The 12,015-nt window shown below is 67.3% G+C and carries 12 protein-coding genes; 11 read left to right on the top strand and 1 reads right to left on the bottom strand.

Features of this window, described 5'->3' with window-relative positions; translation table 11 throughout:
- The 7 genes from EOA79_RS23710 to EOA79_RS23680 form a co-directional block, all read left to right on the top strand.
- On the top strand, positions 1 to 244 hold a 244-nt coding region (locus tag EOA79_RS23710; RefSeq protein ID WP_128293327.1), incomplete at its 5' end, for a DUF1636 family protein.
- Position 245: 1 nt separating this feature from the next.
- The gene (gene cobW / locus EOA79_RS23705; protein ID WP_095826210.1) at positions 246 to 1,283 is read left to right on the top strand and encodes a cobalamin biosynthesis protein CobW; all 1,038 of its coding nucleotides are present in this window, start codon (positions 246 to 248) and stop codon (positions 1,281 to 1,283) included.
- Between the two features lie 17 nt (positions 1,284 to 1,300).
- Complete coding sequence (gene cobN, locus EOA79_RS23700; protein WP_128293325.1) at positions 1,301 to 4,897, top strand: cobaltochelatase subunit CobN; 3,597 nt, start codon at positions 1,301 to 1,303, stop codon at positions 4,895 to 4,897.
- The gene (gene cobG / locus EOA79_RS23695; RefSeq protein ID WP_095826212.1) at positions 4,894 to 6,255 is read left to right on the top strand and encodes a precorrin-3B synthase; all 1,362 of its coding nucleotides are present in this window, start codon (positions 4,894 to 4,896) and stop codon (positions 6,253 to 6,255) included. The genes cobN and cobG overlap by 4 nt, the downstream gene beginning before the upstream one ends.
- Positions 6,256 to 6,258: 3 nt before the next feature.
- Complete coding sequence (locus tag EOA79_RS23690) at positions 6,259 to 6,891, top strand: precorrin-8X methylmutase (RefSeq protein ID WP_128293323.1); 633 nt, start codon at positions 6,259 to 6,261, stop codon at positions 6,889 to 6,891.
- Positions 6,888 to 7,646 carry a precorrin-2 C(20)-methyltransferase gene (locus EOA79_RS23685; RefSeq protein ID WP_095826214.1) on the top strand — a complete coding sequence of 253 codons (759 nt, stop codon included), beginning with the start codon at positions 6,888 to 6,890 and terminating at the stop codon, positions 7,644 to 7,646. The genes EOA79_RS23690 and EOA79_RS23685 overlap by 4 nt, the downstream gene beginning before the upstream one ends.
- Entirely contained in the window at positions 7,643 to 8,407 is a 765-nt protein-coding gene (locus EOA79_RS23680) for a precorrin-3B C(17)-methyltransferase (RefSeq protein ID WP_095801991.1), read from the top strand. Before EOA79_RS23685 ends, EOA79_RS23680 begins: the two co-directional genes overlap by 4 nt.
- Here EOA79_RS23680 and EOA79_RS23675 read toward each other — a convergent pair.
- Entirely contained in the window at positions 8,371 to 9,138 is a 768-nt protein-coding gene (locus tag EOA79_RS23675) for a cobalt-precorrin-6A reductase (RefSeq protein ID WP_128293329.1), read from the bottom strand. The genes EOA79_RS23680 and EOA79_RS23675 overlap by 37 nt on opposite strands.
- A 1-nt stretch (position 9,139) precedes the next feature.
- Here EOA79_RS23675 and cbiE point away from each other — a divergent pair, with 1 nt between their 5' ends.
- The 4 genes from cbiE to EOA79_RS23655 form a co-directional block, all read left to right on the top strand.
- Positions 9,140 to 10,381 (top strand): precorrin-6y C5,15-methyltransferase (decarboxylating) subunit CbiE, encoded by a 1,242-nt coding sequence (gene cbiE / locus EOA79_RS23670; RefSeq protein ID WP_127335653.1) that lies wholly within the window; start codon positions 9,140 to 9,142, stop codon positions 10,379 to 10,381.
- Positions 10,378 to 10,764: a cobalamin biosynthesis protein gene (locus EOA79_RS23665; RefSeq protein WP_095801993.1), complete on the top strand. Its 387-nt coding sequence runs from the start codon at positions 10,378 to 10,380 to the stop codon at positions 10,762 to 10,764. Before cbiE ends, EOA79_RS23665 begins: the two co-directional genes overlap by 4 nt.
- Positions 10,761 to 11,525 carry a precorrin-4 C(11)-methyltransferase gene (gene cobM, locus EOA79_RS23660; protein ID WP_095826216.1) on the top strand — a complete coding sequence of 255 codons (765 nt, stop codon included), beginning with the start codon at positions 10,761 to 10,763 and terminating at the stop codon, positions 11,523 to 11,525. Before EOA79_RS23665 ends, cobM begins: the two co-directional genes overlap by 4 nt.
- A partial coding sequence (locus EOA79_RS23655; RefSeq protein ID WP_245489920.1) for a uroporphyrinogen-III C-methyltransferase occupies positions 11,522 to 12,015 on the top strand: 494 nt, incomplete at its 3' end. The genes cobM and EOA79_RS23655, both read left to right, overlap by 4 nt.

The following is a 12,015-nucleotide window of genomic DNA, read 5'->3' as shown; positions in this document are numbered from 1 at the left end:
CCGCATCCGCACCGTCGAGTGTCTCGGCAATTGCAAACGCCGCCTGAGCGCGGCGCTGCTGCGCGACGGCTGCTGGAGCTATGTCTTCGGTGACCTGGAAACGACCAGCGGCGCCGACCTCGTCACCGGCGCAAAGCTCTTTGCCACCTCGACCGACGGCCTCATCCCCTGGCGAGGCCGGCCCGATTCCCTCAAGCGCGGCCTGGTTGCCCGCCTCCCTCCCCTCGACCTGCTGAAGGACTGACATGACCGCATCCCTCTCCCGTGTTCCCTGCACTGTCATCACCGGCTTTCTCGGCGCCGGCAAGACCACGCTGATCCGCAACCTGCTCGAAAACGCCAAGGGCAAGCGGCTGGCGATCATCGTCAACGAATTCGGCGATGTCGGCATCGACGGCGAGATCCTGAAAGGCTGCGGCATCGACACCTGCCCGGAGGAAAATATCGTCGAGCTCGCCAATGGCTGCATCTGTTGCACCGTCGCCGACGATTTCGTGCCGGCGCTCGACCAGATCCTGTCGCGCACACCGAAAGTCGACCACATCCTGATCGAAACCTCCGGCCTCGCTTTGCCGAAGCCGCTCGTCCAGGCCTTCCAGTGGCCGACGGTGAAGAGCCGCGTCACGGTCGATGGCGTCGTCGCGGTGGTCGACGGTCCGGCGCTGGCCGACGGCCGCGTCGCCTCCGACCTAGACGCCCTGCAGGCGCAGCGCGCCGCCGACGACTCGCTCGACCACGATGATCCGGTCGAAGAGGTGTTCCAGGACCAGATCGCCTGCGCCGACCTCATCATCCTGTCGAAGAGCGATCTGATGGACGCGGCGGGCTCAGTCCGCGCCAATGCCGTTATCGGCGAGCACGTGGCGCGCGCGGTCAAGGTCGTGCCGACCGCACAGGGCAAGGTCGACCCGTCGGTGCTGCTCGGTCTTGGCCTCGCCGTCGAGGACGACGTCGAGAACCGCAAGACCCATCACGATGACGAGCTCGACCATGAGCATGACGATTTCGACTCCTTCGTCCTCGATATCCCGTCCATCGCCAGTCCGGATGAGCTGGCAAAGCGCGTCGCTCTCGCCGCCGAGCAGGAAAACGTTCTGCGCGTCAAAGGCTTTGTCGAGGTGGGCGGCAAGCCGATGCGGCTGCTGCTCCAGGCCGTCGGCCCGCGCGTCAATCACTATTACGACCGCGCCTGGACGCCGGACGACGACCGCCGATCGCGGCTCGTCGTCATCGGCCTCAAGGGGCTGAACCGCCCGGCGATCGAGCGTATCCTCGCCGGCTGAGGCAAGACCGAACCGCGATGCACATCCTCACCACGACATCCGCCTCGCTCGACGATCTCGCCGAGCCGATCGACCTCAGGCAGACGCCTGCGGATGTCGTGGCCCTGTCCTTCACCGACAGCGATCTCGCCGGCCTCGCCGCTGCGTGGAAGGCCGACGCCGCGCGGCTGCCGTCGATGCGGCTGGCAGCACTTCGCGATCTCCGCCATCCGATGTCGGTGGACCTCTGGATCGACAGCGTTGCCCGTCACGCCAAGGTGGTCCTCGTCCGCATCCTGGGCGGCTACGACTGGTGGCGCTATGGCTCCGACCAGCTCGCCGCGGTCGCACGCGAGCGCGGCATCAAGCTGGCGCTGCTGCCGGGCGAAAGCCATGACGAGGACCAGCGGCTGATCGAAGCCTCGACCCTGCCGCGCGCCGAACTCGACGCCCTGCTCGGCTATTTCCGCGAAGGCGGCCCGGCGAACATGAGCGCGCTGGTGCAAAGACTGGCAAGGCTCGCCGGGTCGGATACGGCCGTGGCCGAGCCGGTGAGCGTGCCGAAGGCGGGGTACTATCAACCAGGAATCGGAGTTGTCGCGAAATCAGTCTTCTTGAACGTCGGCGATCCGTCACACCTCCCTCTGTCCGGCAGGAGAGAGGGGGGTGTGGCGGAGCTCAACATCGACAGCGTCGGTGCCCCCGTCATCCCCATCCTCTTCTACCGCTCGATGCTGCTTGCCGCGGACGTCGCGCCAATCGATGCACTCGCAGATGCCCTTCGCTCGCAGGGCATGACGCCAATGCCGATCTTTGTTTCGAGCCTCAAGGACCCGGTATCGCTGGCTTTCGTCGAAACCGCCATCACCTCGTTGAACCCGTCCGCCATCGTCACTGCAACCGCCTTCGCTTCCGGTGCCGAGCCTGGTGCCGAAACGCTCTTCGACCGTGCCGGCGTGCCCGTGTTCCAGGTCATCGTCGCCACGACGCGGCGCGAAGTCTGGGAGAAAAACCAGCGCGGCCTGGCGCCCGCCGACCTTGCCATGCATGTCGTGCTGCCCGAGCTCGATGGCCGTATCCTCGCCGGCGCGATCTCCTTCAAGGGCGAGATCGACGCCGATCCGGCGCTGGCCTTCCGCGCCTTCGCCAACCGACCGGAAACGGATCGCGTCGCCCAGGTCGCCGCTCGCGTCGCGGCGATCATTCGCCTTCAACGGACGGAGCGGGCGGAACGCAAGCTGGCGATCCTGATTCCGGATTATCCAAGCGCGCCCGGACGCACCGGCTATGCTGTCGGCCTGGATGTGCCGTCGAGCGTGCTCGCCATGCTGCAGGACCTGAAGGAACAGGGCTATGCGGTTGATGGGATTCCACAATCGCCACGCGGGCTGCTGGATGTGTTGGAGGTGGGTGGACCTGGTCTCACCTTACAGGAATATCTCGCCTTTTCGGCAGCGCTTCCCGAAGGTGCACGCGACACGGTTGAGGCAGCGTGGGGGAGAGCCAACGACAAAGCTCACGTCAATGCGCCCCCCTCTGTCCTGCCGGACATCTCCACCTCTAGGGGGGAGATTGCGCCTGCATCGATGCTTTCGCCAATCATCAACGCTGGAGGAGAAGCGCCGTCAGCGAAACTGCCAATCTCCCCCCTTGAGGGGGAGATGTCCGGCAGGACAGAGGGGGGTGTTCAAGCGCCTCCTTCCGCAAGCTTCTCCTTCCGCGCCGCCATCTTCGGCAACGTCACCGTGGCGCTGGCCCCCGACCGTGGCCGCTCCGCAGACCGCCGCGCTGACTACCATGACCCGACCCTTCCCCCGCGCCACGAGCTGATCGCCTTCGGCCTGTGGTTGCAAAAGTCGCTCGGCGTCCACGCCATCGTCCATGTCGGCGCGCATGGCACGCTGGAATGGCTGCCGGGCAAGACGGTCGCGCTCTCCGACACCTGCTTTCCCGAGATCGTCACCGGCTCGCTGCCGGTTGTCTATCCCTTCATCGTCTCCAATCCCGGCGAGGCGGCGCAGGCCAAGCGCCGCATCTCGGCCGTCACGCTCGGTCACCTGCCGCCGCCGCTGACCGGCGCCGGGCTCGACGAGGCGCAACAGAGGCTTGAGCGGCTGGTCGACGAATACGCACAAGCCGACGGGCTCGACCGCCGCCGCCGCGACCGTCTGGCCAGGCTCATCGTCGAGACAGCGGAGAAATCCGGGCTGGCTGCCGAAGCCGGAGTTGCCGGAACCGATGTGCCGGACGAGGCGCTGCGCCGCATCGACGCGTGGCTGTGCGACCTCAAGGATTTTGCCGTCAAGGACGGGCTGCATGTCTATGGCCGCGCGCCGGAAGAAGAGGCCGATCCACTGCGCCGCCAAAGCGCCGAGACCGAAAAAGACGCCCTGCTCGCTGCGCTCGACGGGCGTCACATCAAGGCCGGACCGGCAGGCGCGCCGGCGCGCGGTCGTTCCGATGTCCTGCCCACCGGCCGCAACCTTTTCACCTCCGATCCGCGCACCATGCCGACGTCGACGGCCTATGATCTCGGGCAGGCGGCGGCGGAAGAAGTCGTGCGCAGCTACATGCAGAGCCATGGCGACTGGCCGCGCTCGTTGGTCATCGACCTCTGGGGCTCCGCCTCGTTGCGCACCGGCGGCGAGGAGATCGCGCAAGGCCTGGCGCTGATGGGCTGCCGGCCGCAATGGGATGCCGCAACGGGCCGCGTCACCGGCATCGAGGTGATGCCGCCGGCCGCCCTCGGCCGCCCGCGCGTCGACGTCACCTGGCGCATCTCCGGCCTGTTTCGCGATATGTTCCCGACCCAGATCGCGCTGATCGGCGCCGCCGCCAGCGCCGTCGCCGGTCGCGACGAGGACGATTCGGAAAATCCGCTTGCCGCCGCGGCCCGTGCCCAAGGCAAAATTGGTCCGCGCATTTTCGGCACCTCGCCCGGCACTTACGGCGCCGGAGTCGAGGAATTGCTGTCGCGCGGCGAATGGAGCGCGCGCGAAGAGATCGGCCGCGCCTATCTCGAAGCAACCTCGCATGCCTATGGCGGCGCCGACGGTGAGGCCATCTCCGCGCCCGGCGTCTTCGAGGGCCGCATCGCCGACGCGGACCTGCTTGTCCACACCGGCGACGACCCGGGCCGCGACATCCTCGAAGGTTCGGCCGATGTCGCCTTCATTGGCGGGTTTTCAGCCGCACTTGCCGCGCTTGGCAGGAATGCCGATGTCATCGTGCTCGACACGACTGACCCTAAGAAGCCGAGTCCGCGATCGGTCGGCGAAGCGGTGTCGCGCGTGGTGCGGGCCCGCGCCGTCAATCCGCGCTTCATTGCCGGGCAGATGCGCCACGGCCCCCGCGGCGCCTCGGAATTCGCCGAGACGGTCGACCGCCTGGTCGGCTTCGCCGAGACCACGCATGCCATATCGGGCGCGCTGATCGAGGCGGTGCACGACGCCTATATCGGTGATGCGGAAGTCCGAGCCTTCTTGCTGCGCGAAAATCCCGCCGCCGCGAAGGTCATCGCTGAGCGATTCCTGGCTGCGCGACGGCGCGGTCTCTGGCATCCGCTCAGGAATTCCATCGACGACGATCTCACGGCCTTGATCGCCGAGGCGCAGGCAAGCGAGGTGGCGGCATGAACGCCTTCTCGCGTCGTGGCGCCTGCCCCGCGTTGAGCGCGCCGATGCAGACCGGCGATGGTCTGCTGGTGCGGCTCAATCCGGTTCCTGGAGGGCTTGCACCCAAGTCGCTGATCGGTCTTTGCGAATCCGCCTTGCGCCACGGCAACGGCATCATGGAAGTGACCGCTCGCGGTAGCCTGCAGATCCGGGGCCTGACCGCAGACAGCGCTTGGCTGCTGGCGGCGGAAGTGGATGCGCTGGGCATCGCGGTGCGGACGGGCGTGCCGGTGGAGACCGGGCCGCTCGCGGGTATCGACCCGCAGGAGATTGCAGATTCGCGCCCCGTGGCCGATCGGATCAGGCTGGCTATTGAAGAGGCGGGGCTGACGCCACGGTTGGGGCCGAAGGTGTCCGTGGTCGTCGACGGCGGCGGGCAGTTGGCTGTGGATGCGCTGACGGCTGACGTGCGGCTGAAGGCGGTGCGGACTGTGGCCGGCGTCCAGTGGAGCGTGTCGGTTGCCGGTGACAGCCGAAGCGCGAAGTCACTCGCCACTGTTGACGAGGATACGGCGCGCAACATCGCGGTGGCTGCACTAAGGATGGTGGCCGAAAAAGGCCGCGAGGCGCACACGCGGGATTTGTCGGACCGGCAGTTGGCTTCGCTCGCAGGCTGGCATTCCTTCGCGCCCCCCTCTGTCCTGCCGGACATGTCCGGCAGGACAGAGGGGGGCGCCGTAGGGCGTCAGCATTCGCCCATCGGCCTCTTCGACCTGAGCAGCAGCCACGCCCTCGGCATCGGCCTGCCCTTCGGAAGTATGCCGGCGCAGAACCTCATCGACCTCGCCGCCAGGGCCTCCGATCTGGGCTCGGCTGAAATCCGCATGGCCCCAGGCCGCACCCTACTTTTCCTCAACCTCTCCCCATTCGCCAGCGCCTCTCTCCAAGCCTCCGCGTCCGCCCTCGGCTTCATCACCGCCCCCACCGATCCGCGCACCCGCATTGCCGCCTGCCCCGGAGCGCCCGCCTGCGCCTCCGGCCGCATCGCCACCCGCGCCATCGCCGAAGAAATCGCAACGGAAAGCCCCGATCTCTTTGATGCCTCCCTCACCCTCCACATTTCCGGCTGCGCCAAAGGCTGCGCCCATCCCGGCCCAGCGGGGCTCACCCTGGTCGGCGACGAAAACGGAGCCGGACTTGTCGTGGACGGGACGGCAAAGACCCTTCCTGCCGGATACAGGCCGGGCTATGACGCCGCGCGCGGGGTCGCCGGCATTGCGGCGGCGATCCGAAACGCACGGCATCCCGGCGAGACTGCCGCCGCTTGCCTCACAAGGCTCGGCGCGACTGAGATCGCCGAACTCTATCGACGGAACTGAAGAATGGCCGCCTACGACTATATCCATGACGGGATGGCGATCTACGAGCGCTCTTTCGCCATCATCCGCGCCGAGGCGGACTTGTCGCGCTTTTCCGAGACAGAGGCCGATGTCGCGATCCGCATGATCCACGCCTGCGGCCAGGTCGAGGCAGCCAGCCAGTTCGTGTTCTCCAGCGGTTTCGTTGAAGCGGCCCGTGCCGCCCTTGCCGCCGGGGCGCCGATCTTCTGCGATGCCGAGATGGTCGCCCACGGCATCACCCGTGCCCGCCTGCCGGCCGGAAACGAGGTGATCTGCACGCTGCGCGACCCGCGCACCGTCGATATCGCCAAGGAAATCGGCAACACGCGCTCGGCCGCCGCTATCGACCTTTGGAGCGAGCGCATGGCAGGTTCGGTGGTCGCCATCGGCAACGCACCGACCGCGCTGTTCTATCTGCTCGAACAACTGCGCGACGGCGCGCCGACGCCGGCCGCCCTCATCGGCCTGCCGGTTGGTTTCGTCGGTGCTGCCGAATCCAAGGATGCACTGGCGGAAAACTCCTACGGCGTACCTTACGCCATCGTGCGCGGCAGGCTGGGCGGCAGCGCCATGACGGCCGCAGCACTCAACGCATTGGCGAGGCCAGGCCTGTGAACGCTTTCCCCAAAGGCCGGCTCGTCGGCGTCGGCACCGGTCCCGGCGATCCGGAGCTGTTGACGCTGAAAGCCGCGCGGGCATTGGCTGAAGCGAATGTCGTCGCCTATTTCGCCAAGCGCGGCAACAACAGCAACGCGCGCGCCATCGTCGAGGCGCGCTTTCGCCCGGATATGGTCGAGCTGCCCTTGCTCTATCCGGTGACGACCGAGATCGACAAGGATCACGACGACTATCGCTCGCAGATCACCGATTTCTACGAGCGGTCCGCCGAACAGGTCGCCGGGCATCTCGGCGCCGGCAAGATGGTGGCCGTGCTGTCGGAGGGCGATCCGCTTTTCTACGGCTCCTATATGCATCTGCACGTGCGCCTCTCGCACCGATTCCCGACCGAAGTCATTCCCGGTATCACCGCCATGTCCGGCTGTTGGTCGGCGACCGGCCTGCCGATCGTCCAGGGCGACGATGTGCTGACCGTGCTTCCCGGCACGATGAGCGAGTTCGAGCTGACGCGACGGCTGGCCGATACCGATGCCGCCGTCATCATGAAGGTCGGCCGCAACCTGCCGAAGATCCGCCGCGCGCTGGAAGCGACCGGCAAGCTGACGAAGGCCGTCTATGTCGAGCGCGGCACCATGCCGGGCAGCGTGTCGATGCGGCTCGCGGAAAAGCCGGACGACAAGGCCCCCTATTTCGCCATCGTGCTGGTCGCCGGCTGGTCGGCGCGTCCCGGAGTTCCCGGAGCCAAGCCTTGAGCGGCCGCCTCACCGTGATCGGCCTCGGCCCCGGCAATGCCGATCAGGTCACGCCGGAGGCGATCCGCGCCGTGACGGAGGCTTCCTTCTTCTATGGCTACAAGCCCTATCTCGACCGGCTCGAGCTGCGACAGGACCAGACCCGCATCGCCTCCGACAATCGCGAAGAGCTAGCCCGCTCGAACGAGGCGCTGGCCAAGGCAGCCGAAGGTCACAGCGTCGCTGTCGTGTCCGGCGGCGATCCCGGCGTATTCGCCATGGCGGCCGCCGTCTGCGAGGCGATCGAAGCCGGTCCGCCAGAATGGAGGTCAATCGACCTCGCGGTCGTTCCCGGCGTCACCGCCATGCTCGCGGTCGCCGCCCGCATCGGCGCGCCGCTTGGCCATGATTTCTGCGCCATCTCGCTCTCCGACAATCTAAAACCCTGGGAGCTGATCGAGCTGCGTCTGCTGGCGGCGGCCGGCGCCGGCTTCGTCATTGCGCTCTACAATCCGATCAGCAAGGCCCGCCCCTGGCAGCTCGGCCGCGCCTTCGAATGCCTGAAGGCCATTCTGCCGGGCACCACCCCGGTGATCTTCGGCCGCGCCGCCGGCCGGCCCGAAGAGCGCATCGAGGTGTTTCTGCTCGCCGACGCCGATGCGGCAAAGGCCGACATGTCGACCTGCGTCATCATCGGCTCGCCCGAGACCCGCATCATCAAGCGCGGCGACAAGCCCGCGCTGGTCTACACGCCGCGTTCGGCAACTGGGTCGAGAAAATGATCGACCATCGCAGCCAGCTGATCGACGGTCTCGGCCGACGCAACGTCAGGCAGCGGCGGCCTGCGCACCATGATCACCTCGATGCCGAGCGCGCGCGCCGCGGCGATCTTGCCGTAGGTCGCCTCGCCGCCGCTGTTCTTCGAAACGACGGTATCGATGGCGTATTTTTCAAGCAGCGCGCGCTCGTCCGCTTCGGGGAACGGCCCGCGCGCCAGAAGGTAAACTGCGTCAGGCACAGCCAGCTTTGGCTCGATCGGGTCGACGCTGCGAATGAGATAGCGATGCTGCGGAGCGGCCTCGCACGCGCCGGCTTCCTGCCGGCCGATCGCCAGCAAGACTCGTCGCGGCGCCGTGCCAAGCGCCTTGGCCGCTTCAGCGACGCTCTCCACGAAAGTCCAGCGATCACCCGCGACAGGCTCCCAGCCGGCACGCCGCAGCGCAACCATCGGCACGCGGGTTTGCCTGGCCGCCTCAGCGGCATTGGCCGACATACGGGCCGCGTAAGGATGCGTGGCGTCGACCACCAGATCGACCTGTTCCCGATGGAGGTAGGCGGCCAATCCCTCCATGCCGCCAAAGCCGCCGCTACGCATGGGGACGCCTTGCGCCATGGGGCTTTCGGTGCGGCCGGCGAGCGACAGCGTGATCGAGAAATCCTTCCGGCGAGCCAGCTTGCCCGCCAGCTGCCGGGCCTCCGTGGTTCCGCCGAGAATCAGAATACGGTGGGTCATCATGCCTGCTGAGGGTTCGCGCGCTGCCAAGCCGGTCGCAAGATGGCTGACCATCGTCGGCATCGGCGAGGACGGTGTAGCGGGTCTGGGCGACGAGGCCAAGCGCAGGATCGCCGAGGCCGAAGTCATCTTTGGCGGCAAGCGGCACCTCGCGCTCGTCTCAGACTTGGCCAAGGGCAAGGCGCGACCGTGGCCGACGCCGTTCGATGCCGAGATGCATGATGTGCTGGCGCTCGAAGGCAGAAGCGTCTGCGTGGTGGCTTCCGGCGACCCGTTCTTCCACGGCGTCGGCGTCACGCTCGCGCGCAAAGTGAAACCGGATGAGATGCTCGTCCTGCCGGCGCCGTCATCGCTGTCGCTAGCCGCCTCCCGTCTCGGCTGGGCGCTGCAGGATGTCGAAACCATCTCGTTGCATGGCCACTCGATCGACCTCCTCCGCCCCCTGCTCCACCCCGGCGCACGTATCCTTGCGCTCACATCCGACAGCGACGCGCCGGTCGCCATCGCCGCGCTGCTCGACGAACTCGGCTTCGGTCCGTCGCGGTTGACGGTTCTCGAAGCGCTTGGCGGCCAGGGCGAAACGCGCCACGCTGCCCGCGCCGACGCCTTCGATCTCAAAAACATCAATCCGCTCAACGTGCTGGCGCTCGAAATAGAATCGACTCCGGATGCGCGCATCCTGCCTTTGACCGTCGGCCTTGCCGATCATCTGTTCGAGCATGACGGCCAGATCACCAAGCGCGAGATCCGCGCCATGACGCTGTCGGCGCTGGCGCCGCGGCGCGGTGAACTGCTCTGGGACATCGGTGCCGGCTCCGGCTCGATCGGCATCGAATGGATGCGGGCTCACCCTTCGATGCGGGCGATTGCCATCGAAGCCGACAGCGAGCGCGCCGCCCGCATCCATCGCAACGCCGCGCATTGCGGCGTGCCCGGTCTCGTCGTCATCGAAGGCTCGGCGCCGAAAGCGCTGGCAACACTGGCGACACCAGACGCCATCTTCATCGGCGGCGGCGGCAGCGATGCCGGCGTGCTGCAGACAGCGATCAAGTCGCTGCGCGCCGGCGGCCGGTTGGTCGCCAATGCTGTGACGCTGGAAATGGAGGCGCTGCTGCTTGACCAGCATACCAGGCGCGGCGGCGACCTTCTGCGCATCGCCCTCTCGCGTGCGGCGCCGGTCGGATCCATGCAGGCCTGGCGTCCGGCCATGCCGGTCATGCAATGGAGCTGGGTAAAGCCATGATGGTCGCGGGTATCGGCTGCCGGAAGGGTGTGATGGCGCGCGACGTGCGCGCCGCGATCGAGACCGCGCTCGAAGCGCATGGGTTGCCAAAGACCGCGCTTTCAGCGCTGGCAACGGGCGAAATGAAACGCGACGAGCAAGCGATCTTTCTTGCCGGTCGCGACCTCGACCTGCCCGTGCTCGTCGTCTCCGACGACGCCTTGCAAACCGTCTCATCCGGCACGATCAGCCAATCCGAATGGTCGCAGGCTCACGCCGGCACGCCGTCGGTTTCGGAAGCGTCGGCCCTGGCCGCGGCCGGCAAAGAGGCGAAACTGCTTGGACCACGTACGGTACTTGGTCCTGTAACCTGTGCCATCGCCCTTGGTGGAGGCCCAAAATGACCGTCCATTTCATCGGCGCCGGCCCTGGTGCTGCCGACCTCATCACCTTGCGCGGCAGCCGCCTGCTGGCCTCCTGTCCGATCTGCCTCTATGCCGGCTCGATCGTCGCGCCGGAACTGCTCGAACACTGCGCGCCCGGCACAAAACTGATCGACACCGCGCCGATGTCGCTCGACGAGATCGAGGCCGAATATCTTGCCGCCCACGAAGCCGGCCAGGACGTCGCGCGCCTGCATTCCGGCGACCTTTCGGTGTGGAGCGCAGTGGCCGAGCAGATCCGGCGGCTCGAGAAGCGCGATATCCCCTACACGCTGACGCCGGGCGTGCCTTCCTTCGCGGCGGCGGCGGCGGCGTTACGGCGCGAGCTTACCATTCCCGAGCTCGCGCAGAGCCTCGTGCTGACCCGCGTCTCCGGCCGCGCCTCGAAAATGCCGCCCGGCGAGACGCTTGCCGGCTTCGGCCGCACCGGTGCAACTCTAGCCATCCATCTCGCCATCCATGCCATCGCCCGCATCGTTGCCGAACTCACGCCGCTCTACGGCGCAGAATGCCCAGTGGCGGTCGTCTTCCGCGCTTCCTGGTCGGACGAGCGCATTCTGACCGGCACGCTGGGCACGATCGAGGCGCAGCTTGCGCAAAATCCGATGGAGCGCACGGCGATCATCTTCGTCGGCAGCGCATTGGCCGCGCAGGATTTCGGCGAGAGCTCACTTTACGACGCCCACTACCAGCGGCGTTTTCGCGGACGGGACGGATTGTGAACGCCAGCACCAACAGAAACGGACGGGCAACGGTGGAGCAGGCGCTGGCGCGGCTGAACTTCAAGCCGCGCGCGCTGGAGCCCGGCCATGTCTGGCTGGCCGGCGCCGGCCCCGGCGATCCCGGCTGCCTGACGCTCGAAGTGCTGGCGGCACTCGGGCAGTGCGATGCGCTGGTCTATGACGCGCTGGTCTCGCCCGATGTCGTCGCGGTTGCTGCAGGCGCGGAGCTCTTCTACGCCGGTAAACGCGGCGGCCAGCCCTCGATGAAGCAGGACGACATCAACGCCCTGCTCGTGCGGCTGGCGCGCGAGGGCCGCCGCGTCGTGCGGCTCAAGGGCGGCGATCCCTATATTTTCGGCCGCGGCGGCGAAGAGGCGTTGTCGCTGGCACGGGAAAACATACCATTTCGGGTGCTCTCCGGCCTCACCTCCGGTCTCAGCGCATTGGCCGCCACCGCCATCCCTGCCACCATGCGCGGCATCAACAAGGC

It is taken from the genome of Mesorhizobium sp. M1A.F.Ca.IN.020.03.2.1, assembly GCF_004023205.1.
Taxonomy (GTDB): domain Bacteria; phylum Pseudomonadota; class Alphaproteobacteria; order Rhizobiales; family Rhizobiaceae; genus Mesorhizobium.
This window is presented reverse-complemented; position numbering and strand designations above follow the sequence as displayed.

Excerpts from the sequence above, each read along its gene's own strand:
- cobW (WP_095826210.1), top strand. The coding sequence starts at position 246 with ATGACCGCATCCCTCTCCCGTGTTCCCTGCACTGTCATCACCGGCTTT.
- cobN (WP_128293325.1), top strand. The coding sequence starts at position 1,301 with ATGCACATCCTCACCACGACATCCGCCTCGCTCGACGATCTCGCCGAG.
- cobG (WP_095826212.1), top strand. The coding sequence starts at position 4,894 with ATGAACGCCTTCTCGCGTCGTGGCGCCTGCCCCGCGTTGAGCGCGCCG.
- EOA79_RS23690 (WP_128293323.1), top strand. The coding sequence starts at position 6,259 with ATGGCCGCCTACGACTATATCCATGACGGGATGGCGATCTACGAGCGC.
- EOA79_RS23675 (WP_128293329.1), bottom strand. The coding sequence starts at position 9,138 with ATGACCCACCGTATTCTGATTCTCGGCGGAACCACGGAGGCCCGGCAG.
- cbiE (WP_127335653.1), top strand. The coding sequence starts at position 9,140 with ATGCCTGCTGAGGGTTCGCGCGCTGCCAAGCCGGTCGCAAGATGGCTG.
- EOA79_RS23665 (WP_095801993.1), top strand. The coding sequence starts at position 10,378 with ATGATGGTCGCGGGTATCGGCTGCCGGAAGGGTGTGATGGCGCGCGAC.
- cobM (WP_095826216.1), top strand. The coding sequence starts at position 10,761 with ATGACCGTCCATTTCATCGGCGCCGGCCCTGGTGCTGCCGACCTCATC.